The sequence below is a fragment of the Mesorhizobium sp. RSR380A genome, assembly GCF_054719385.1.
The window spans coordinates 480,715-503,241 of the sequence record NZ_JBTTIB010000001.1 but is presented as its reverse complement, the minus strand read 5'-3'; the positions used below and the strand labels follow the sequence as shown (position 1 = coordinate 503,241).

Below are 22,527 nucleotides of genomic sequence, written 5' to 3'. Positions count from 1 at the left end.
AATCACCGTAGTTCGCACCGTAATTCGAAACTCTTACACCAGAGGGATAGTTTACATCCCTTCGAAATCCCATTCCATGATCTTTGAAAGCTCAGAGATACTATCTCGAAAATCAATTCTGTCGCAGCTAAATATCTTTCGATAGATATCCGATTTTATAGAAACGGGTTCGAATTCCTTGTATTTAAAGACCTTTCCGCCATACGGCGCGATGGCAGAGTCGTCGATTAGTTCTTTGACTAGACTTCCGGTGATAATTGCAGAATCAAAAACCTCCTCAAAATTGTTCTCCTCAAAGCCGATAGTTACCCGAATGTTCACATGAATGTTGGACTGGCTTGGCAAATCCCAAAGGTCCAAGATTTTTCCTTCAACCAAAAGGTCCCTGCTATAAATATGTCTTATCACTATCATTGAGCTACCTGCACTTGAGCTATGGTGACTGTGCACTTTCTCCTTCGCCAGCTGCCTCGGCGTCCAGATTTTCCGATTTGCACAGTTGGTTCTAAGCCAGCAAATGCGCCAGCAGCGCCCTTAGCTGCGCCGGTTTCAGCGGCTTGCGCATCAGTTCGATGCCGGCGGCGCGGGCGGCTTTGGCGACGGCCTCCGATCCGTCGGCGGTGACGATCAGCGCCGGCACGGCGCGGCCGAGATAATCGCGGACTTCGGCGATGGTGGCGGTGCCGAGGTCGCCGTCGTCGAGATGCTGGTCGGCAATGACGATGTCGGGCACCCAGTCGGTGTCGCCAAGCAGGCTGAGCGCAGCCTCGGTCGAGGTCGCGGCGCGCACCAGGCACTGCCAGCGCTCGAGCAGGAAAGTCATCGCCTGCAGCACGTCGGCGTCGTTTTCGACCAGCAGCACCTTGGTGCCGAACAGGCCGTAGCCGCGCGGCCGCTCCATTTCGGCAAGGCTGGCGATGGCGTCGGCGCTGGCGCCGATGCCGACCGGCACGTCGATGTGGAAGATGGTGCCGCGCCCAACCCTCGAGGAGAACGTCACGGGATGACCGAGCGCGGCGGCCATGCGCCGCACGATGGCAAGGCCCAGGCCCAGCCCGCCGCCGGAGATTCCGGTGTCGGCTGGAATGGCGGAGCCGCGATGGAACTCCTCGAACACCGCCTCGCGCTGGTCGTCGGGAATGCCGCAGCCGGTGTCGGCGACATCGATGCGGATGCTATCGCCGCGATGCCTTGTGCCGACAAGCACGCCGCCCGAAGGGGTATAGCGCAGCGCATTGGACAGGATGTTTTGCAGGATGCGGCGCAAGAGCGTGCGGTCCGAACGCACCACGGCGCTGACCGGGCGGAACTTCAGCGCCAGCCCCTTCATCTCGGCCACGGGCAGGAAATCCGATCGCAGCGAGGAAAACAGCGTCTCCAGATTGACGTCGCCAATGTCGGGCTGGACCACGCCGGCGTCGAGCTTGGAAATGTCGAGCAGCGTGCGCAACAGGTCTTCCATCGTCTCCAGCGAGCGCTCGACCTGACGGACGAGTTTCTTGCCCTCGTCGCTGGTCTGCACTTCGGCCAGTGCCGAGACCGAGAGGTGGGCGGCGTTCAGCGGCTGCAGCACGTCATGGCTGGCGGCGGCCAGGAACCTGGTCTTGGACAGGTTTGCCAGCTCGGCGTTTTCCTTGGCGGCGCTGAGGTCGATGTTCGACTGTTCCAGCCGGCGCAAGGTCGAGTGTAGTTCCTCGGTGCGCATGCGCACGCGGTTTTCCAGTGAAATTGCGGTCTGGAACAGCGAGAAGGCGTTGCCCTGCTGGTCCATCGAGCGCTCGACGCGGCTGACCAGAGCGGCGTTGATCTTCTTCAGCCTGTCGACGTCGTTGATGTCCCTGAGCGGCATGCGCTATTCCGCCGCCTGGCGTTCGCCGAAGGCGATGCCGGTGAAGGTTTGGTTCAGATGCATCGAACGGTACTGTTCGCCATAGGTGCCGAAGCCGATGACATTGTTGACCCGGTAGAGCTCCGAAATGTCGCGGAACACCTGGCGGTTGCGGGCGTCGAGCCGGCGCAGCACGCAATCGAAGCCGAGGATCATGTCGATGCCGCCGAGCCGTTGCTCGACGTCGCGCAGTGCGGCGCGCGTGGATTCCACCATGTCCTTGGGCTGGGCGATGGACAGCACGACGCCGTCGTCTATGGCGCAAAAGAAAGACAGGGAACCGTCGGCATGCATCTTCTGGATCGAGCGGCAGTAATATTCGCCGCCCACTTTCACCACCACCGGGTGCGAGGCGAAGCTCATCGGCGTCAGGTTCTGCGCAACGATGCCGACCGAGGCTGCATATTCCTCAGCCGCGTTGGTGGCGTTGAATTCGCGCACGGTGCGGTGGTCCGGATCGGATGCCGTCACCACCAGCTTCTCGTCGGTTGGGATGAAATTGTCGGTCTTGAAGACATGGAACGGGATCTCGGTGGCGATCAGCACAATGATGGCGCTGTCGGACGCAACCTTGCCGTTCGAAATCAGCCTGGTGGTTTCGAATTTCAAATCGTCGCCCGCCGAACCGCCGATCAGCGGGATGTCGTCCAGCCCCCAATGGATGGCCGAGGTTACAGCTTCCTCGGCAAAGGACAGGCCGTCGATGAAGCAGAGCGCGAAGGTGCTTTTGGCATGGCAACTGCCGGTGCGTCCGCGCAGCAACCGCCGCAAGCCCTCGACTTCATCAGTGATCCTGTCCATTCCCGACGAGGAGAGATTGTCGACCATGGTGCTGACCGCCGAAAACGACGCGGAGGGAAAGAGCAGCGCCAGCACATGGCCTTCCTCCAGGCCCTGGGGGGTGATCTCGCCGGCGGTCGAGCAGGCGGCGTAGGCCAGCGTCGGCGCGTGGGTCTTCAGCCCTTGCGAAAGGACGCTCGCGTCAAACAGGCTCTGGGAGAAGAACAGCAGGGCAAAGCCGGCATCGATGGCTGCGGCCTCGACGGCGACCGCCAGGGCGAATGCATCGGCGTCGGGCTCGTCGGTGGTGAGCGCCGACAGACCGGATGCATAGCTCGTCCGTGAACTGGCCAGAGGCTTCCTCCCGATATCCTCCGACGCTTCCTGCGCGCGCCCGTTTTATGTCTCTCGGCGCGTTGGCGTCGAGGGCATTGTTGCCCCCTATTCGCTCTTTGGCAATGGGGCGGACAGGCCCATGATTTTCGTTTTCTCCATGACCGAAAGTACAATGAGCGCCGTGTGTTTTTTGCGCTTTTTGCAGTGTACCAATAGCGCATGGCCGAGCGCCAAAGCCGCATCGGCAGCATGACTACCAAGGTCGATACTCAGGGAGGATGCATGTCGGACGTTTCGTTTGTCGTGAACGGAAAACGGATCAGCGGCGCTGCCGAGGACCGAACGCTTCTGGTTCATTTCCTGCGCGAAAATCTTGGTCTCACCGGAACGCATGTCGGTTGTGACACCTCTCAATGCGGCGCCTGCGTCGTGCATGTCGACGGCAAGGCGGTGAAGTCCTGTTCGATGCTGGCCGTGCAGGCCTCCGGGTCGACCGTGGTGACGATCGAAGGGCTTGCCAATGGCGGCGACCTGCATCCGATGCAGGCCGCGTTCAAGGAACATCATGGGCTGCAATGCGGCTTCTGCACGCCGGGCATGATCATGACGGCGACCGACATGATCGCGCGCCATCCCGAAGGCCTTGACGAGGCGACGGTGCGCGCCGAGCTCGAAGGCAACATCTGCCGCTGCACCGGCTACCACAACATCGTCAAGGCGATCCTCGCCGCATCGCAGACTATGGCGAAGGTGCCGAAGGGCAGGGCGAAACAGGCAGCGTAAGAAAGAAGCGAGTAGCGAATAGGGAGTAGCGAGTAGTCGGTTTAGCCGAACCGCTCCGAGCACAATTCCCTACTCACTAATCACTATTCGCCACTCACTATTCGCTATTCCGGAGGAATTCCTATGGGCATTGAAGGTATCGGCGCTCGGGTCGTGCGCAAGGAAGACAAACGCTTCATCACCGGCGCCGGCCGCTATGTCGACGACATGGTGGTTCCCGGCATGAAGCATGCCGCTTTCGTGCGCAGCCCGCACGCGCATGCTCAGATCAGGAAGATCGACGTCAGACGAGCGCAGGCGATGCCCGGCGTCATCGGCGTCTTGACCGGCAAGGAGCTCAAGGCCGACGGCATCGGCAACCTGATCTGCGGCTGGATGATCCATTCCAAGGACGGCTCGCCGATGAAGATGGGCGCGTGGTCGCCGCTGGCGGTCGACAAGGTGCGCTATGTCGGCGATGCGGTCGTCATCGTGGTGGCGGAAACCAAGGGCCAGGCCCGCGACGCGGCCGAAGCGGTCGAGATCACCTACAAGGAATTGAAGGCGGTGGTCGATGCCACCAAGGCGCTGCAAAAAGGTGCGCCGCAGGTCCATGCCGATGCCGAGGACAATCTGATCTTCGACTGGGAGATCGGCGACGCCAAGGCGACCGACGCAGCGATCCAGGCGGCGGCCCATGTCACCCGCATGAAGATCGTCAACAACCGGCTGGTTCCCAACGCCATGGAGCCGCGCGCGGCCCTTGGCCATTACGACAAGGCCGAGGACCATTTTACCTGCTGGACGACGTCGCAGAACCCGCATGTCGCGCGGCTAGTGATGAGCGCCTTCTACAATGTCGCTCCGGAAAACAAGCTGCGCGTCATTGCGCCCGATGTCGGCGGCGGCTTCGGCTCGAAGATCTACATCTATCCCGAAGAGATCGTCTGCCTTTGGGCGTCGAAGAAGACCGGCGTGCCGGTCAAATGGGTTGCCGACCGTACCGAAAGCTTTCTCACCGACGCGCATGGCCGCGACCATGTCTCGACGGTCGAAATGGCGTTCGACAAGAACAACAAGATCACCGGCTTCAAGGTAGACACCATCGCCAATCTCGGCGCCTACATGTCGCTGTTCTCGTCTTGCGTGCCGACCTATCTCTACGCGACGCTGCTGTCGGGCCAGTACAACATCCCGACGATCCACGCCAATGTGCGCACCGTCTACACCAACACGGCACCCGTCGACGCCTATCGCGGGGCAGGGCGGCCAGAAGCCACGTATCTGCTCGAACGGACAATGGAGACGGCCGCGCGTGAACTTGGGGTCTCGCCGGCGGAGTTGCGGCGCATCAATTTCATCACCGAGTTTCCGCACCAGACGCCGGTCATCATGAATTATGACGCCGGCGATTACGGCGCTTCGCTCGATGCGGCGACACAGGCGTCCGACTATGCCGGCTTTGCCAAGCGCAAAGCGGCGGCCGCCAGCCAGGGCAGACTGCGCGGCATCGGCATGAGCTGCTATATCGAGGCCTGCGGCATCGCGCCGTCGGCGGCGGTCGGTTCGCTCGGCGCCGGCGTCGGTCTGTGGGAATCGGCCGAAGTGCGGGTCAATGCCGTCGGCACGATCGAGGTGCTGACCGGCTCGCACAGCCATGGCCAGGGCCATGAGACGACCTTCGCGCAACTCGTCAACCAGCGTTTTGGCGTGCCACTGGACTCGGTCTCGATCGTCCATGGAGATACCGACAAGGTGCAGATGGGTATGGGCACCTACGGCTCGCGCTCGGGTGCGGTCGGCATGTCGGCAATTGCCAAGGCGCTCGACAAGGTCGAGGCCAAGGCCAAGAAAATCGCCGCCCATCTGCTCGAGGCCGACGAGGGCGACATCGTCATCGAGAATGGCGAGGTCAAGGTTGCCGGCACCGACAAGAGCCTGCCCTGGTTCCAGGTGGCGCTTGCCGCCTACACCGCCCACAATCTGCCGGCAGGCATGGAGCCGGGACTGAAGGAAACCGCCTTCTACGATCCGGCGAACTTCACTTTCCCAGCCGGCTGCTACATCTGCGAGGTCGAGATCGATCCGGAAACCGGCACGACCGAGATCGTCCAGTTCGTCGCCGCGGACGATTTCGGCAACATCATCAACCCGATGATCGTCGAGGGCCAGGTGCATGGCGGCATCGCCCAGGGCATCGGCCAGGCGCTGCTGGAAGGCGCTCACTATGACGATAGCGGGCAGCTTTTGACGGCGAGCTACATGGACTACACCATGCCGCGCGCGGACGACCTGCCGTCATTCAAGGTGTCGACCTCGAACACGCCGTGTCCGAGCAATCCGCTCGGCATCAAGGGTTGTGGCGAAGCCGGCGCCATCGGCTCGCCGCCAGCGGTCATCAACGCCATCACCGACGCTTTGGGGATTGTGGACATCGCCATGCCGGCCTCGCCGTCGACGGTGTGGGCGGCGATTAGGGCGAAGAAATGAGTGAGTAGGGAGTAGTGAGTAGGGAATGGGCACTACCGGAGATGACAGCGTCCTTATTCCCTACTCCCTACTCACTACTGCCTAACCACTTCAGGGGAGGATCCCATGTACGCAGTCAACTACCACCGCGCCGCCTCGGTCGCCGACGCCGCCAAGCTGGTGAAGAGCGGCGACGCCAGGCTTTTGTCAGGCGGCATGACGCTGATCCCGGCGATGAAGACGCGGCTCGCCGCACCCTCCGACCTGATCGACCTGTCGCGGATCAAGGAGCTGCAAGGCGTCAAGGTGTCGGGCAGGACCGTCACCATCGGCGCTGCCACCACCCATTACGACGTCGCCAATGACGAGAGACTGAGAAAGGCCTGTCCGGCGCTTGCGCATCTGGCGTCGCTGATTGGCGATCCGGCGGTGCGCCACAAGGGCACGATCGGCGGCTCGGTCGCCAACAACGACCCAGCCGCCGATTATCCGGCGGCGCTCTTGGCGCTGGGCGCCACCATCGTCACCAACAAGCGCGAGATTTCAGCCGCGAAATTCTTCACCGGCCTGTTCGAGACGGCGCTGAAAGAAGGCGAGATCATCACGGCGGTGAGTTTTACCGCGCCGGCCAAGGCTGCTTACGAAAAATTCCGCAACCCGGCCTCGCGCTATGCGATTGTCGGCGTGTTCGTGGCCAAGGGCAAGGACGGGGTCAGCGTTGCCGTTACCGGCGCCGGCGATGACGGTGTGTTCCGCTCGAAGGAGATCGAAGCCGCACTGGCGAAGAACTTTGCCGCATCGGCGCTCGACGGCGTGAAAGTGCCGGCGAAGAATTTGATGACCGACCTCCACGCTTCGGCCGAATACCGCGCCAATTTGATCGCCGTGATGGCCAAGCGCGCCGTGGCGGCAGCCAACGCCTGACATCATCAACTACTGACAAGGAAAGGGGCCATCGCGGCCCCTTTGTTCGTCTGCGGCGAGCTGTAACTGCCCAGTCCTTGCGAGTTCGCTGCCACGCGCAAATCCGTTGTTTCAGGTAATTCCCGTGCAAGAACAGGCGCATACTTCCCAAGGGACTGCCCAGCCCCATTCTCGCACTTGCACAATCTGATATTGCACTGCAATATGTATAGCTTGGCGGAACACGGGGTGGATTCTGCGCGCGGCGGTGTGAGCTGCGCCAAGATCTTGCGTCGTAGAGGATCGGCATGGCCGACATCTCCGCAGCGTCTGTTGCCCTGCCGCGGGCCACAGCCGACAAAGCCGCCAGAGCAAGACTGGCCTATCTCGATGGCTGGCGCGGGCTTTCGATCGCACTGGTGCTGATCGGCCATTTCTTCCCCGTTCCCGGGATCAATCTCGGCGTGCTCGGCGTCGAGTTCTTCTTCGTGCTCTCAGGCCGGCTGATGGGCGAGATACTGTTCATCGAACGCTTTCCGCTGAAAAAATTCTTCAAGCGCCGCTTTTCGCGCATCTATCCCGCGCTGCTGGTGTTCGTGACATCAGCCATGATCGGGCTCTCCGGCACCTTTATCGGCTTCAAATGGAAGGCGGCGCTGACGGCGCTGACATTCACCTACAACTATGCCGGAATTCTCATCACCCGCGCCGGCGCGCTCGACCACATCTGGTCGCTGTGCGTGGAAGAGCATGCCTACATCATCCTGGCGCTCATCAGCGTGGTGGTGACCGGGCGGGGTAATGTCGTTCGGCTGCTGGTGACGCTGTCGCTGCTGGCGATGGCCAATGGCGCCATTTCGTACTGGGTGCTCGGCATGGATTACGAGCACAGCTATTGGCGCACCGATGTGCATATCGCCTCGATCCTGCTGTCGGCATCGATCTGCCTGCTCAAGCACGATGACCGGGTGCCGGCATTCCTGAAGAGCCCCTATGTCAGCCTCGTGTCGGCGGCGGCGGCTATATTGCTGTTCCTCGATCCGGTGCCGACGCCGATCCATTACCTACTGGCGGTGCCGTTGCTGGCGCTTGCCGTCAATACGCTGGACACCAGCAGCCGGCACCTGACCGGCCTGCTTTCATCCAGGCCGATGGTGATGATCGGGCTGTGGTCGTACTCGCTCTATCTCTGGCAACAGCCCTTCTACAAATTCGTCGCCGAGCAGGGCAGTGCGCCGATCCCGATGCTGGCGGCTGTCTTCGCCTGTGCATTATGCAGCTACTATCTGGTCGAGAAGCCCGCGCGGGCCTGGCTGAACCGGAATTGGTGAGGGCTACGGACTCCTAATCTTATGCTGCCGTGGCGACCTGCTTGCCGATCATCAGCCAGCGATGCGTCAGCCCGCAATCTGCCTGAGGTAGTAGCGCACGGTCTTCTGGCCGCCATGGATCGCCGCTTCCCCGACTTGCGCAAAGCCAAGCGCGGCATGGAAGGCGTCCGAAGCCGGATTGGGCGGTTCGGCATTCACCTCGCAGGTGACGATGCTGTGGCCCGCGCGGGCCACTTCCCCGAACAGATCCTCGTAGAGCCGGCGGGCGTGGCCGTGGCCGCGCGCTTGCGCCGCGACGACGACGCGGTCGACATAGACGAAGCGTGGATAGCGCTCGCGGAACCAGAGGAAATTCGGGCTGTCGTAGCGCGCATCCTGGTCGAAGGTCATGATGAAGGCTTCGAGCGCGCCGATGCGCCTGACGTAAAACGCTTCGCCAAGCAGGAAGGACAGCCGTTCGGGCTCGAGCCATGACAGTTCGGCGGCGTGCTCGTTGTTGAGTGCGAGGATGGCGGCTTCGTCCTGAGGCGAGACACGGCTGATCGGCGACGGCCCAGTCACGGCTTCGCTCATCATGCTCTGGCCGCCGCAATCGTCGCGGCAACCAGCGCCCCATCGGTGACTGTGGTGCGGTATTCGCGGTCCAGATCGCCGCCGCCCATGCCGACATCAGGGTTGCGGTAGGCCATGGCGCTCGGTACATCCTTGAGCGCGGCGAAATGCATTTCCGTCAGCCCGGTTGATGCCAGCACCCCGGCGATGTTTTCGGGGCCCAGCGCGCCGCAGCCGAGGATGATGATGCGGCCGTCGGCCTGGCGGACGAGATCCGCCAACAGGCCGGCGCCTTCCACCGCGGTGTCCCTCTGGCCGCTGGTCAGCACGCGGCCGACCTTGCAGCGGATCAGCGCTTCCAACGCCTCGGCCGGATCGCGGGTCATGTCGAAGGCGCGGTGGCAGGTGACGGCGAGCGGGCCGGCCGCCTCGGCCAAAGCGCCCATGCGGGTTTCGTCGATGGTGCCGTCGGCATTGAGGCAACCGACGACGACGCCGGCGACGCCGAGGTCGCGCAGTGCCGCGACATCAGCCAGCATCGAGCGATATTCGGCCTCGCTGTAGAGGAAATCGCCGCCGCGCGGGCGCACGATGACGTGGAACGGAATGGTCGCGCTCTCGAGTGCGGCGCGCACCGTGCCGAGGCTGGGCGTGATGCCGCCTTCGACCAGGCTGGCGCAGAGTTCAACCCGGTCGGCGCCGGCGGCCTGGGCTGCCAGCAATCCGTCGATGCCTTCGACGCAGATTTCGATCAGGGGGCGAGCATTTCCGGCCAAGGGGCGATCCTTCATCATTGCAGACGGCCAGCCCTAGCATCGGCTCGGTTGGTGGGGAAGCCGGAACAGCCAGTCGCTGCTTGGGCCAGCCCGGCAACCCGGCCGATCCGCAATTACTGGCGCAGCACCGTGTTCTTGGCGCCTTGTTCGACCTGGTCGATGACCAGCAGCTTGACCGGGCCGTCGCCGATGTTGGTGGCCTGGTGCCACTGGCCGATCATCTCGATGATGAAATCGCCCGTCTTGTAGGTGTTGCTGTTGCCGGTCTCGACATTCGTCACTTTGAGTGTCCCGGCTTCGACATAGGCGTAGCGGGCAAACGGGTGCTTGTGCACCGGCAGAGTGGCGCCGACCGCAATGTCATAGGTTGAAACCAGGACCTGGACATTTTTCTGCGGCAGCACGATCGGCTGGCCGGACGCCGTCTGGCTGCGATCGGCAAGCGGTGTGACGACAACCGGCGGGATGGTACTGTCCAGCGCCCGAGCGGGGTTTGCCGATAGCGCTGCCGCGAACAGCAGCATCGATGCCAGGATCTTTCGCATGGTTCCTCCAGGTTTTACCGCCACCGCGCGGCGCGACGCCAAAGTTCTAACTCTCGTCAGTTACTGGAGACACAACGTCATCCGCCGGTGCCGTCGTCCATCATCGTATTCGTGAGCGCTTCATAGATGTTGCTGCATACCTGAGACCGCGGACAGTGTTTTACGATGAATGCCGGCACGACAGTCAGTGCGGCGGCGATCAGGATTTGCAGGAAGAGAGGAGCAGGCTCGAAGCGTTTGCCAAACAAGGCTCGGCAAGCGAAGTAGAGACTTTGAGCCAGGCATGCCCAGACAAGGACATGCAACAGCGTGCTCGTTGCTCGGGCATAGGGCGTTATGTATCCGTCGGGAAAGCCGACCATGCCAAGGTCGACGAGCCACTGCAGAGCCAGAACGCAGGACAGGCATGCCCACAGAAAGAGCGCCACGCGGGTAACCAAAACTCTGCTGCGATCCACGCTCATATGCAATCGAAGCACAACTGCGCTCGGCCTTCCAGAGCGGCTGCTGCGTGGCTTGGAGTGTCGCTATTTCAGAGTGCGCAGCGTGATCGAATAGCGGTGCCCGGCGACCGGCGGAATGCTGTGCTCCCACTCGTGGCGCGCCGGACCGTCCATGAGATAGAGGGACCTCGGTTCGACCTCGATCGTCTCGCGATCCCATTTCGAGCCGTTTTTGCGGCGCAGCCGAAAGCTGCAGGGCGCCAGCAGCGAGACGCCGGCGACGAGATCGAAATGCGGCTTGTCGCGATGCCAACCTATGCCCGCGCCCGGCCGATACTCGTTGATGAGCACTTGCGCGAATTCCGTGGCCTGCCTGCCGGCAAAATCCGCGACCTTGTCGCGAAGCGGCAGCAGGAATTTCGGGATGGGCGGCGCTTCGACGACCTGGCGCCGGTCGTAGTCGTAGCGCCAGCCGAAGCCGGCCACCTGCCGGTTGGCAATATGGCCATGGAAATCGAACGGCTTGAAGGACAGTTCATTGAGGTGACGGACCAGTGCCGCCTCTTCATCCGTTGTGATCAGGCCCGGCCGGTAAGAAAATCCTTCCGGCAGCGTGTCGGCCGCGCCGAAGAGATCGCCCTGGCTGGCATACGCTGTTGTGCTGGATTTCGTCTGTGACATCTGACGGAGAGATAGGAAGCCTCGCCGCCCGGGCAAGATTTTCGGCGTTGTGGTGCGCCTCCCTGACGGAACCTCCGCATCGTTGCGGCATTACGCATTTTCGAAGCAGGATTTGGGGCGAAGCAAGATTTTGGGACGAAGCGGGATTTTCGACATGCCGTCCACTGCCATCCGCAACACCCACTACGACCCGTCGACGAAAATCCTCTCGGTCTGGTTCGTCCCGAGCGGAGCCCGCTACGACTACGAGGAGGTCGAGCCCGAGACCTACGCGGCGTTCCGCGCCGCCTTCTCGAAAGGGCAATTTTTCAACGAGTTCGTGCGCGATCGCTACCGGTTTCACCTGGTTGAAGAAGGACGCCGGCGCGTGACTGGATCCTGAAGGCGCTACCAGGAGTCGCAGCGCAGGGATAGTTTTCGGGCTGGGAAGACCCGGGACCCAGGCAGCTATAGGCCCGCCACGTGCGAGTGGAATGCCAAACGGGCGACCGCATAGCCTCATCAAAGCCCTGTTCAACTCCTGAATTCGTGGTAATGTGATTATACCAGTTGATAACCTGACGATCGGCGCGGCCGTCGTTTAAAGCGGGAGTAGGGATAGATGACGACGATTGCGCTGCTCGGTGCCGGCGGCAAAATGGGTTACCGCCTGTCGACCAATTTTCGCGGATCGCCCTACACGGTACGCCATGTCGAGGTCAGCGAGGCCGGCCGCGAGCGGCTGAAGACCGGACTGGGCTTTGACGCGGTCAGTGCCGATGCGGCGCTCGACGGGGCGGATATCGTCATCCTGGCCGTTCCCGACACGCATATCGGCAAGGTGGCGGCTGATATCGAGAGCAAGCTCGCGCCTGGCACGATGGTGATAGTGCTCGACGCGGCCGCACCCTTCGCCGGCCATCTGCCCAACCGGCCGGACCTGACCTATTTCGTCACCCATCCCTGTCATCCGCCGATCTTCAACGACGAGACCGACATGGCGGCCAAGAAGGACTATTTTGGCGGCGTCAAGGCCAAGCAGCATATGGTCAGCGCGCTGATGCAGGGACCGGAAGCGGATTACGCCAAGGGCGAGGCGGTCGCGAAAATCATCTGGGCGCCGGTCATGCGCTCGCACCGTGTCACTGTCGAACAGATGGCGCTGCTGGAGCCCGGTCTATCGGAGACGGTGTGCGCGTCACTGCTCGTCGTCATGAAGGAAGCCGTCGACGAGGTCGTCGCGCGTGGCGTCGACCAACAGGCGGCGCTCGACTTCCTGCTCGGCCACATGAACGTGCTCGGCGCCGTGATTTTCGGCGAGACCAAGGGCGTATTCTCGGATGCCTGCAACAAGGCGATCGAATTCGGCAAGCCGGTGCTGATGCGCGACGACTGGAAGCGGGTGTTCGAGCCGGAAGAGATCGCCGAGAGCATTCGGCGCATTACCTGAGACAGGCCGAGTCGGGCGCTTGCCGGAGCGCCTCGATGGCTCGACACACCCGCCATGACGAACAGATGTTTTGCTCAGTGGGAACATGTCACCTCAATTAGTGATTGACTCATCATACCAGTTGGCTTAGCTGTTGATGGCTTGGGCAAGGGTTCGCGGGAAGTACGAAGCGTGGGCGAGTGGAGGGACGGCGGGGGAGCAGCGATCGTTTGGGAAGCCGGCACCGGCATTCAGCCTGAACCGATCGGCGGCCCGCGTTGCGCGATGAATTCGAATACAGAGGCCTTGATTTATCAAGGCAATTTTTCAAACGGGAGGACATCATGAAACTCACACGCAGAATGACACTTGCGGCGTTCGCCGGCATGCTGGCGCTTGGCACGGCGGTACCCGCCTATGCGGCCGACCTCATTGCCATCATCACGCCCTCGCACGACAATCCGTTCTTCAAGGCGGAAGCCGTCGGCGCCGAAGCCAAGGCCAAGGAACTCGGCTACGAACCGCTTGTGCTCGTCCATGATGACGACGCCAACAAGCAATCCGAATTGATCGATACGGCGATCGGTCGCGGCGCCAAGGCGATCATCCTCGACAATGCCGGCGCCGACGCCACTGTCGCTGCCGTGCAGAAGGCCAAGGACGCGGGCGTGCCGTCGTTCCTGATCGATCGCGAGATCAACGCCACCGGCGTCGCCGTGGCTCAGATCGTCTCCAACAACTACCAGGGCGCCCAGCTCGGCGCGCAGGAGTTCGTCAAGCTGATGGGCGAGAAGGGCAATTTCGTCGAGCTGGTCGGCAAGGAATCCGACACCAATGCCGGCATTCGCTCGAAGGGCTATCATGACGTCATCGACGATTATCCGGATCTGAAGATGGTCGCCCAGCAATCGGCCAACTGGAGCCAGACGGAAGCCTATTCCAAGATGGAATCGATCCTGCAGGCCAACCCGGATATCAAGGGCGTCATCTCCGGCAACGACACCATGGCGATGGGCGCGTATGCGGCGCTGGTCGCGGCGAACCGCAAGGACGTCATCGTCGTTGGCTTCGACGGATCCAACGACGTGCGCGACTCCATCACCGCGGGCGGCATCAAGGCAACCGTCCTGCAGCCGGCCTATGCGCAGGCGCAGATGGCGGTCGAGCAGGCCAACGACTTCATCAAGAACAAGAAGTCGCCGGCCAAGGAAAAGCAGCTGATGGACTGCGTCTTGGTCAATGGTGACAATGCTGCCAAGCTGGAAACGTTTGCGCTGACCAACTGAGCCGGCGTGACATGAATAGCGAGGGGCGACCCAAGGGTCGTCCCTCGTCGGCATTTTCCGTGGGTATTGATCACATGCTCAACAAGCCATCATGCTGAACAACAAGCCGACCTGGCCGATCCTTGCCGTGATACTCGGCATCAGCTTGACCGCCTGCAAGATCCTCCCGACCCCTTCGGGGGGCAGCGGCAATGCCGCCGTCTTCAATCCGGACAAGATGGTCGAGGAGATCTGGGCCGCGAAGGTCGTGCCTTACCTCCAGCAGAAGGCCGGGCCGTTTGCCGAGGTCCACGCTCTGGCGAAAACCGATCCTGCTTCCGCTGGCGCCAAATATGGCAATCCGAACAAGCAGGCGAATTCGCCATGGACCTTCGCGGTTCGCGTCGAGGGCAAGATCATCGCAGCCAACACGACGTCACGCGCGGCAACGATGGATATCGATGTCGACGGCGACGGCAAGGCCGATGCGCGTGTGCAAATCGGACCGGCGATGCGGGGAACCGCGCTGCGCGACAGTCTCGATTTCATCCAGTTCAACGATTTTACCAACCAGATCGACTTCGCCCAGTTCGGCAAGGCGTTCAACGCCTATGCCGTCAAGGCCGTGCTTGCCAAACTGCCGCGTGACGCGCTGGAAGGCCGGACCGCCAAGGTCCTCGGCGCCTATACGCTCGAAAACGGCCAGGACCTGCCGCTGGTGACGCCGGCGGAGGCAGAGATCGGGCCGAAGCCATGAGCGCTGCGGTTGCTCACGATGTCGTCTTGAAGCTGGAGGACGTCTCCAAGGTCTATTCCGGCACCGTCGCGGTCAAGCGCGCGAATTTCGAGGTGCGCAAGGGCGCCGTCAATGTGCTGGTCGGCGAAAACGGCGCCGGCAAATCGACGCTGATGAAGATTATCGCCGGCGTCGAACAGCCGACGCTCGGCCGGATCCTCCTGGAAGGGGAGGAGGTCTCCTTCTCGTCATCGGGCGACGCGGTGAACCGCGGCATCGGCATGGTGTTCCAAGAGCTGAACCTGTTCGGCAATATGACCGTCGCCGAGAACATCTTCGCCACGCGCGAGATCACCAACCGGTTTCGCAAGATCGACCGCAAGGAGCAGGAGCGCCGTGCGGCCCAATTTCTCGAACGCCTGCAGGCCGGGATAAGGCCCGACATGCTGGTCGAGGATCTGCGCATCGGCCAGCAGCAGCTGGTCGAGATCGCCAAGGCGGTTTCGCTCGATGCACGCATCCTGATCATGGACGAGCCGACCTCGGCGCTGAGTGCGGCGGAAGTCGAGATCCTGTTCAAGGTGATCGCCGACCTCAAGGCGCGCGGCGTGGCCATCGTCTACATCTCGCACCGGCTGGAAGAACTGATCCGCATCGGCGACTACATCACCGTGCTGCGCGATGGACACATCACCGGCCAGGAAGAGATGAAAAACGTCGACACGCGGTGGATCGTGCGGCAGATGATCGGCTCCGACGCCAAGGATTTCGCCAAGGCCGACGGCCATGTTCCCGGCGAAGAGATATTCCGCGCCGAGGACATCTGCCTGCCGCGGGCTACCGGGGGGCTGGCGGTCGATCACGTCTCGCTGTCGCTGCGCGCCGGCGAGATACTCGGCATATACGGCCTGATGGGCGCCGGGCGAAGCGAGCTGTTCGACTGCATCATGGGCCGCCATGGCCAGGCGACCGGCGCGATCTTCATCGCCGGCAAGAAGGTCAAGGAGCGGGACACGACGCGGCGCATCCGGCGCGGGCTGGCGCTGATCCCCGAAGACCGCCAACGCGAAGGGCTGGTGTCGATCCTCTCCGTCGCCAGCAATCTGACGCTGGCCAGCCTGTCGCGCTTTGTCCGCCTGTTCCACATCAGTGGCGGCCAGGAGAAGCAGGCGGTGACGCAGATGGTGCGGGAACTGGCGATCAAGGTTGCCGACCCGGCGCAGGAGGTCTCGTCGCTGTCGGGCGGCAACCAGCAAAAGGTGGTGATCGGCAAGGCGCTGCTCACCGGGCCGAAGGTGCTGCTGATGGACGAGCCGAGCCGTGGCATCGATGTCGGCGCCAAGGCCGACGTCTTCCGCACCATGCGCAAACTGTCGCGCGATGGGCTCGGTATTCTGTTCGCCACCTCCGATCTCGATGAGGTGATGGCGCTGTCCGACCGGATCGCGGTGATGAGCAATGGAAAACTGACCGGCATGTTCGATCGCGCCGAGGCGACGGAGGCAGCCCTTGTCGCCGCCTCGGCACTTGGCCACGGACCGGCCCCGCACACGGAGAACCCATGACTGACATCCCGGCCAAGGCGGCTGTCTCCTCCGTTTCGAGCGGCTCGCTGCTGCTGACGCTGATGAAGGCGAGGACCTTCATCGCGCTGATCGCCGTCTTGATCTTCTTCTCGATCGCGGCGCCGAATTTCCTGTCGACCGCCAACCTGATCCTGATGTCGAAACATGTGGCGCTGAACGCCTTCCTCGCTATGGGCATGACCTTCGTCATCGTCACCGGCGGCATCGACCTGTCGGTCGGCTCGATCGTCGGCCTGTGCGGCATGGTCGCCGGCTACCTCGTGCTGAACGGAATCGACCTGCAATTCGGCTACACAATCTATTTCAATGTCGTCGAGATCGCCCTGATCACGCTGGCGGTCGGCATATTGATCGGCGCCGTCAACGGATTGCTGATCACCAGGTTGAATGTCGCGCCGTTCATCGCCACGCTCGGCGTGCTCTATGTCGCGCGGGGCCTGGCGTTGCTGTCGTCGGACGGCCGCACCTTCCCCAACCTCGTCGGCAAGCCGGAGCTTGGCACCACCGGGTTTGGTTTCCTCGGCGCCGGGCGGCTGCTCGGCCTGCCGGTGGCGATCTGGATCCTGATCGTCGTTGCGCTGGCGGCGGCATATCTCGCCAAATACACGCCGCTCGGCCGCCACATCTTCGCCGTCGGCGGCAATGAACGGGCGTCGCGAATTTCGGGCGTTCGTGTCAACGTGGTGAAAATGTTCGTCTACATGTTCTCCGGCTTTTGCGCGGCGATCGTCGGTTTGATCATCTCGTCCGAACTGATGGCCTCGCACCCGGCAACGGGCGAAAGTTTCGAGCTCAACGCCATCGCGGCGGCAGTGCTCGGCGGCACCTCGATGTCAGGGGGGCGCGGCACGATCGGCGGCACCATTGTCGGCGCCTTCGTCATCGGCATTCTTTCGGACGGGTTGGTGATGATGGGCGTGAGTTCCTTCTGGCAGATGGTGATCAAGGGCCTTGTCATTATCGTCGCCGTCGTCGTCGACCAGGCGCAGCGCCGGCTGCAGAGCCGGGTGACGTTGATGCAGATGGCAAAGGCAGGCTGAGCATGGCGGAGTTGCGGGGAGGGCTCATCGGCTGCGGCTTCTTTGCCATCAACCAGATGCATGCCTGGCGCGACATTGAAGGCGCCGCGATGGTCGCCATTTGCGACCGCGACCCGGAGCGGCTGCGCATCATCGGCGACCAGTTCGGCATTGCGAAGCGCTACACCGACGCGGCAGAGATGTTTGCAAGCGAAAGCCTCGACTTCGTCGATATCGCCACCACCGTTCCCAGCCATCGTCCGCTGGTCGAGATGGCGGCGCTGCACCGTGTGCCGGTGATTTGCCAAAAGCCGTTCGCGCCGACGCTTGCCGACGCCAAGGCGATGGTGAGGGCCTGCGTGGAAGCCGGCGTACCGTTGATGGTGCATGAGAATTTTCGTTGGCAGTCGGCGATCCAGGCGGTGCGTGCCGTGCTCGACAGCGGCGAGATCGGCACGCCGTTCTTCGGGCGCATCTCCTTCCGCTCTGCCTATGACGTGTTTTCCGGCCAGCCCTATCTCGCCAAGGGAAAGCGCTTCATCATCGAGGATCTCGGTATCCACAGTCTCGACATCGCCCGTTTTCTACTGGGCGACGTGTCGACGATCACGACGCGAACCGCGCGCATCAACCCCGGCATCGCGGGCGAAGATGTCGCGACGATGCTGATGGACCACAAGAGCGGGGCGACGTCAGTGGTCGACTGTAGCTACGCGACGAAGCTCGCCACCGAACCGTTTCCCGAAACGCTGATCGAGATCGACGGCAGCGACGGCACGATCCGCTTGGCGCAGGGATATCGGCTCACCGTCACCGGCAGGAGCGGCACGAAGATTACCGACGTTTCGCCGCCCGTACTCGCCTGGGCATCGCGCCCATGGCACAACATCCAGGAGAGCGTCGTCGCCATCCAGCAGCACTGGGTCGACTGCCTGGCAAAGGGAACCGAGCCGGCGACCTCGGGCGCCGACAATCTCAAGACATTCGCGCTGGTCGAGGCGGCCTATCTGGGCGCCGCGAGCCACGAACCTGTCCACCTGGATGGCTTGCTGACATGACAGCCGACGCCTTCCTCCTATACGGCACACGCGTGGTCGAGGCCGAGCCGGTTAGGCTGAGTGCGGGCTTGCTCAGCGCCGACTTTGTCAACGGCAGCCTGCGCACCATCCGTTACGGCGGCATCGAAGTGCTGCGCGCCATCGCCTACATCGTGCGCGACCGCGACTGGGGCACCTATGAACCGGCGCTGACGGAACTTGCCGTCGATCAGGACGCCGACAGCTGCTCCGTCAGCTACTCCGCAACTTGCTTAGCACCGGGCGGAAGCCGGCTCGACTTTCGCGCTACGATCAAGGGCTCCGCCAACGGTCACCTAGTGTTCGACGTCAGCGCGGTCCCTGAAAGCGATTTCGAGACCAATCGCTGCGGTTTTTGCGTCCTGCATCCGATCGCCGGCCTCGCCAGCAGCCCGGTCACGGTCGAGCATACCGACGGCAGCGTGGTGGCGACGAAACTGCCACTGCTGATCGATCCCTGGCAGCCTTTCAAGGATTTGCGCGCGATCACCCATGAGGTCCGGCCGGGCATCACTGCCGAATGCCGGATGGAGGGCGACACTTTCGAGATGGAGGACCAGCGTAACTGGTCGGACGCGTCCTACAAGACCTATGTGCGGCCACTGGCGTTGCCTTGGCCCTATGTGCTGCCGGCCGGCCAAACTGTAAGCCAGACGGTCAGCCTGCGCATCACCGGCGAGGGGGGAATGCCGGCCGCAGCATCTGCCGCCGAACCGGTCAGCGTCGAACTCGGCGAGACCGGGCAGAGGCTGCCGGATCTCGGCGTGATCATCTACCCGGATGAGGTCGAAGCAGCGCTCGCAAATCTTTCGACATTGACCGAGCTCGGCCCGCAGCAACTTGTCTTCCACTACGATCCGACGCGCGGTCACGGCGTCGAAGCATTGCAGTCTTATGCAAGGCTCACCGCCGCCTATCCGGTGCAGACGACGCTGGAATGCGTCGTTGCCTGCGCGGGCGACCTCGATGCCGAGCTGTCAGGCGTTGCCGACATGGTGCGTCAAGCCGGGTTGAAGCTTTCGGCCATTGCCGTCTCGCCTTCGGTTGACCGGCAGTCGACACCGCCGGGCAGCGCGTGGCCGGACTGTCCGCCGCTCGAAGACGTCTATGCCGCGGCCTGTCGCGCCTTTCCCGATATCCGGCTCGGCGGCGGCATGTTCAGCTATTTCACCGAGCTCAACCGCAAGCGCGTGCCGGCGGGCCAACTCGATTTCGTCACCCACTGCACGTGCCCGATCGTGCACGCCGCCGACGATCTCAGCGTCATGCAGTCGCTGGAGGCGCTGCCCTTCATCACCGCGTCGGCGCGGGCGATCTTCGGGGAAAAGCCTTACCGCATCGGTCCATCGACGATCGCCATGCGCCAGAACCCCTATGGCGGCGCGACCAAGGGCAATCCCGGGGGCCAGCGCATCGCCATGGCCGATCGCGACCCTCGCCATGCCGGCCTGTTCGCAGCCGCATGGGCGATCGGCTATGCCGCGCGTGTCGCGCCGGCCGGGCTGGAACTGCTCACGCTGTCCGGCTTCGCCGGGCCTTTCGGCGTGCTCGCAGCATCCGGCGAACCCGTCGCGGAAGGATCGCCTCGGCCGATCTTCGATGCCATCAAGGGGCTTTGCGAACTGGCCGGCCTTACGTATGTGGCGACGAAAACGAGCGACGAGACCAAGGTGCTGGCGCTGGCCGGCCGCTCCGCTTCGGGCAAGACCGTGGCGTGGCTGGCGAACCTGACGGCGGACGACGTGACGGTCGACATCTCAGCGTTTGGCCGAGGCCAACTGGTGATGACCCCTTACGCGATCACGCGGATCGGCTGAAATCAGTTGCCGGAGTTCATCACATAAAGCGCGCGCGAGCGCTCGAGGTGCTTGATCATCGCCTTCTCGGCGCCGTCGGCATCCTTCTTCTCGATGCGGCCGATGATCTCTTCATGCTCGGTCAGCGTGAACTGTTCCTTGCCGGTCCAGATCAGCATTTCGGTGTGATATTCCTTCAGCCAACCGAGCATCGCCTCGCTGACGGCGATATAGATCGGGTTGCCTGAAATGGCCGCGATCTGGGTGTGAAACTTCATGTCGGCTGAAATGAAAGCCTCGGAATCGCCGCGAAAGCCACGCTGTTCGGCAATTGTGGCCCGCAGCTGCTCAACGTCCTCGGCAGTGGCGTTTTCGGCGGCTTCCCTGACCATACCGCGCTCGAAGAAGATGCGCGCCGTTTTCAGGTGTTCCAACGTGTCCTTCGACGACGACAGGATGATCTTGGCTGCGCCATCGACCTGCTTGATGATCGACTTGGCGGTCAGCTGCAGCACCTTGGCGCGTTCCCCATGCGAGATCGCGACGAGGCCCATATTGCTCAGCGCCTGCATCGCCTCGCGGATCGCGGGACGGCCGACCTCGAAGCGCTCCATCAACTCGCGCTCCGACGGCATGTCGTCGCCCGGCGTCAATTCTCCGCTGGTGATCAGGCGCTTCAGCCGCAAAAACACTTCGTCGGAAAGTTTGCGCCGGACGATCGGCTCCGAACGGTTCATCGTCGCGAATCACTCCCTTGACCTGTGTCTATCTAACACTGCCGCAGCTGTTCCCGGAATGGCTGTCGCCCCGATCGCCCATAGCCGCCAGACAGGATATTGCTTGCAAAGCTTATGTGCTCATTATACCAGATTCCGACGATCAAGGAACTCTTTTCGAACCCCCTGCGGCCTCAGACAACGAACCATGATCACGCTCACCTACCGCATCGAGACATCAGGCAGCATCGAGACGCTGGCAGCCAAGATCGCCAGCGACCAGTCGTCTGGAACCTTCGTCGCGCTGCCCGGCGAGACCGAGGAACTGAAAGCCCGGGTGGCCGCGCGTGTCCTGGCCATTCGGCACCTGCCGGACGCACTTCGCCCCTCCATTCCCGAGGCCGGTAACGGGCCGTTCAAGCGCGCGGATGTCGACATCGCCTTTCCATTCGATGCCATCGGCCACGACCTGTCGGCTCTGATGACCATTGCCATCGGCGGCGCCTATTCGATCAAGGGCCTAACCGGCATTCGCGTTGTCGACATGAAGCTGCCGGAGCAATTCCGCGGCGCGCATCCAGGTCCGCAATTCGGCGTCGCCGGCAGCCGCAGGCTGACAGGTGTCACGGATCGGCCGATCATCGGCACCATCGTCAAGCCGGCGCTGGGGCTGCGGCCCCCCGAGACCGCCGCGATGGTGGGCGAGCTGATCGCCGCCGGTGTCGATTTCATCAAGGACGATGAGAAGCTGATGAGCCCAGCCTATTCGCCGCTGGCGGAGCGGGTAAAGGCAATCATGCCGCTGATCCTCGACCACGAGCAGAGGACCGGCAAGAAGGTCATGTATGCCTTCGGCATCTCGCATGCCGACCCGGACGAGATGATGCGCAACCACGATCTGGTGGCCAAGGCCGGCGGCAATTGCGCGGTGGTCAACATCAATTCGATAGGCTTCGGTGGCATGGCCTACTTGAGAAAGCGCTCCAGCCTGGTGCTGCACGCCCACCGCAACGGCTGGGACATTCTTACCCGTCATCCCGGCCTCGGCATGGACTTCAAGGTCTGGCAACAATTCTGGCGGCTGCTCGGCGTCGACCAGTTTCAGATCAACGGCATCCAATCGAAATACTGGGAGCCGGACGCGTCCTTCGTCGAGTCCTTCAAGGCGGTGACGACGCCGATCTTTGCGCCTGAGGATTGCGCCTTGCCTGTGGCGGGCTCCGGCCAATGGGGCGGGCAGGCGCCGGAGACCTATGCACGAACCGGCCGGACGGTCGATCTGCTCTATCTCTGCGGCGGCGGCATCGTCAGCCATCCGGACGGGCCGGGCGCCGGCGTGCGCGCCGTGCAGCAGGCCTGGCAGGCGGCGGTCGACGGCATTCCGCTGGCGGATTTCGCCTTGAGCCATCCCGAACTGGCGCGGTCGATCGAAAAATTCGGCGACGGCAAAGCGGCCTGA

The 22,527-nt window shown here is 62.6% G+C and carries 22 protein-coding genes; 13 read left to right on the top strand and 9 right to left on the bottom strand.

Going from position 1 to position 22,527, the window contains the following annotated elements:
- Nucleotides 1-51: 51 nt before the first annotated feature.
- The 3 genes from ACYG9Z_RS02540 to ACYG9Z_RS02530 all read right to left on the bottom strand — a co-directional run bounded on the left by ACYG9Z_RS02540 (nt 52) and on the right by ACYG9Z_RS02530 (nt 2,944).
- Nucleotides 52-360, bottom strand: a complete 309-nt coding sequence (locus tag ACYG9Z_RS02540) for an Imm8 family immunity protein (RefSeq protein WP_198020708.1) — start codon at nt 358-360, stop codon at nt 52-54.
- A 145-nt stretch (nt 361-505) separates the two neighbouring features.
- Entirely contained in the window at nt 506-1,849 is a 1,344-nt protein-coding gene (locus tag ACYG9Z_RS02535; RefSeq protein ID WP_023681715.1) for a hybrid sensor histidine kinase/response regulator, read from the bottom strand.
- Between the two features lie 3 nt (nt 1,850-1,852).
- The gene (locus ACYG9Z_RS02530) at nt 1,853-2,944 is read right to left on the bottom strand and encodes an FIST signal transduction protein (RefSeq protein WP_031214137.1); all 1,092 of its coding nucleotides are present in this window, start codon (nt 2,942-2,944) and stop codon (nt 1,853-1,855) included.
- A 342-nt stretch (nt 2,945-3,286) separates the two neighbouring features.
- Between ACYG9Z_RS02530 and ACYG9Z_RS02525 the strand changes: the two genes are divergently transcribed.
- The 4 genes from ACYG9Z_RS02525 to ACYG9Z_RS02510 all read left to right on the top strand — a co-directional run bounded on the left by ACYG9Z_RS02525 (nt 3,287) and on the right by ACYG9Z_RS02510 (nt 8,469).
- A complete protein-coding gene (locus ACYG9Z_RS02525; RefSeq protein ID WP_023681712.1) occupies nt 3,287-3,787 on the top strand; it encodes a (2Fe-2S)-binding protein in 501 nt (166 codons plus the stop codon).
- 123 nt (nt 3,788-3,910) lie between these two features.
- Entirely contained in the window at nt 3,911-6,256 is a 2,346-nt protein-coding gene (locus ACYG9Z_RS02520; RefSeq protein WP_023714394.1) for a xanthine dehydrogenase family protein molybdopterin-binding subunit, read from the top strand.
- 105 nt (nt 6,257-6,361) lie between these two features.
- Nucleotides 6,362-7,159, top strand: a complete 798-nt coding sequence (locus tag ACYG9Z_RS02515; protein ID WP_023751574.1) for an FAD binding domain-containing protein — start codon at nt 6,362-6,364, stop codon at nt 7,157-7,159.
- Nucleotides 7,160-7,446: 287 nt separating this feature from the next.
- Entirely contained in the window at nt 7,447-8,469 is a 1,023-nt protein-coding gene (locus tag ACYG9Z_RS02510) for an acyltransferase family protein (protein ID WP_023751573.1), read from the top strand.
- Nucleotides 8,470-8,535: 66 nt separating this feature from the next.
- Here the strand turns inward: ACYG9Z_RS02510 and ACYG9Z_RS02505 are convergent, their stop codons facing one another.
- The 5 genes from ACYG9Z_RS02505 to ACYG9Z_RS02485 form a co-directional block, all read right to left on the bottom strand.
- On the bottom strand, nt 8,536-9,042 hold the full coding sequence (locus ACYG9Z_RS02505) for a GNAT family N-acetyltransferase (protein ID WP_023751572.1): 507 nt from the start codon (nt 9,040-9,042) through the stop codon (nt 8,536-8,538).
- Complete coding sequence (locus ACYG9Z_RS02500) at nt 9,042-9,815, bottom strand: copper homeostasis protein CutC (protein WP_023751571.1); 774 nt, start codon at nt 9,813-9,815, stop codon at nt 9,042-9,044. The genes ACYG9Z_RS02505 and ACYG9Z_RS02500 overlap by 1 nt, the downstream gene beginning before the upstream one ends.
- Nucleotides 9,816-9,910: 95 nt before the next feature.
- A complete protein-coding gene (locus ACYG9Z_RS02495; protein ID WP_023681708.1) occupies nt 9,911-10,342 on the bottom strand; it encodes a cupin domain-containing protein in 432 nt (143 codons plus the stop codon).
- A gap of 77 nt (nt 10,343-10,419) precedes the next feature.
- Complete coding sequence (locus tag ACYG9Z_RS02490; protein ID WP_023691071.1) at nt 10,420-10,806, bottom strand: hypothetical protein; 387 nt, start codon at nt 10,804-10,806, stop codon at nt 10,420-10,422.
- A gap of 63 nt (nt 10,807-10,869) precedes the next feature.
- Entirely contained in the window at nt 10,870-11,466 is a 597-nt protein-coding gene (locus tag ACYG9Z_RS02485) for an alpha-ketoglutarate-dependent dioxygenase AlkB (RefSeq protein WP_023751570.1), read from the bottom strand.
- A gap of 154 nt (nt 11,467-11,620) precedes the next feature.
- Between ACYG9Z_RS02485 and ACYG9Z_RS02480 the strand changes: the two genes are divergently transcribed.
- The 8 genes from ACYG9Z_RS02480 to apnL all read left to right on the top strand — a co-directional run bounded on the left by ACYG9Z_RS02480 (nt 11,621) and on the right by apnL (nt 20,373).
- A complete protein-coding gene (locus ACYG9Z_RS02480; protein ID WP_023751569.1) occupies nt 11,621-11,848 on the top strand; it encodes a KTSC domain-containing protein in 228 nt (75 codons plus the stop codon).
- Nucleotides 11,849-12,067: 219 nt separating this feature from the next.
- Nucleotides 12,068-12,895 (top strand): phosphogluconate dehydrogenase C-terminal domain-containing protein, encoded by an 828-nt coding sequence (locus ACYG9Z_RS02475; protein WP_023751568.1) that lies wholly within the window; start codon nt 12,068-12,070, stop codon nt 12,893-12,895.
- Nucleotides 12,896-13,218: 323 nt separating this feature from the next.
- A complete protein-coding gene (locus ACYG9Z_RS02470) occupies nt 13,219-14,160 on the top strand; it encodes a D-ribose ABC transporter substrate-binding protein (RefSeq protein ID WP_023751567.1) in 942 nt (313 codons plus the stop codon).
- A gap of 91 nt (nt 14,161-14,251) precedes the next feature.
- Nucleotides 14,252-14,896, top strand: coding sequence for a DUF2291 family protein (locus tag ACYG9Z_RS02465; protein ID WP_023751566.1), 645 nt, complete (start codon nt 14,252-14,254; stop codon nt 14,894-14,896).
- Entirely contained in the window at nt 14,893-16,440 is a 1,548-nt protein-coding gene (locus ACYG9Z_RS02460; RefSeq protein WP_023730742.1) for a sugar ABC transporter ATP-binding protein, read from the top strand. Before ACYG9Z_RS02465 ends, ACYG9Z_RS02460 begins: the two co-directional genes overlap by 4 nt.
- Nucleotides 16,437-17,501 (top strand): ABC transporter permease, encoded by a 1,065-nt coding sequence (locus ACYG9Z_RS02455; protein ID WP_023751565.1) that lies wholly within the window; start codon nt 16,437-16,439, stop codon nt 17,499-17,501. Before ACYG9Z_RS02460 ends, ACYG9Z_RS02455 begins: the two co-directional genes overlap by 4 nt.
- Nucleotides 17,502-17,503: 2 nt before the next feature.
- A complete protein-coding gene (locus ACYG9Z_RS02450) occupies nt 17,504-18,538 on the top strand; it encodes a Gfo/Idh/MocA family protein (protein ID WP_023681700.1) in 1,035 nt (344 codons plus the stop codon).
- The gene (gene apnL / locus ACYG9Z_RS02445) at nt 18,535-20,373 is read left to right on the top strand and encodes a D-apionate lactonase (RefSeq protein WP_023751564.1); all 1,839 of its coding nucleotides are present in this window, start codon (nt 18,535-18,537) and stop codon (nt 20,371-20,373) included. Before ACYG9Z_RS02450 ends, apnL begins: the two co-directional genes overlap by 4 nt.
- Before the next feature lie 2 nt (nt 20,374-20,375).
- Here apnL and ACYG9Z_RS02440 read toward each other — a convergent pair whose 3' ends face one another.
- A complete protein-coding gene (locus ACYG9Z_RS02440) occupies nt 20,376-21,089 on the bottom strand; it encodes a transcriptional regulator NanR (RefSeq protein ID WP_023672607.1) in 714 nt (237 codons plus the stop codon).
- Nucleotides 21,090-21,276: 187 nt separating this feature from the next.
- On the opposite strand from ACYG9Z_RS02440, the gene oiaX reads away from it, so the two are divergent.
- Nucleotides 21,277-22,527 (top strand): 3-oxo-isoapionate-4-phosphate decarboxylase OiaX, encoded by a 1,251-nt coding sequence (gene oiaX, locus ACYG9Z_RS02435; protein WP_023751563.1) that lies wholly within the window; start codon nt 21,277-21,279, stop codon nt 22,525-22,527.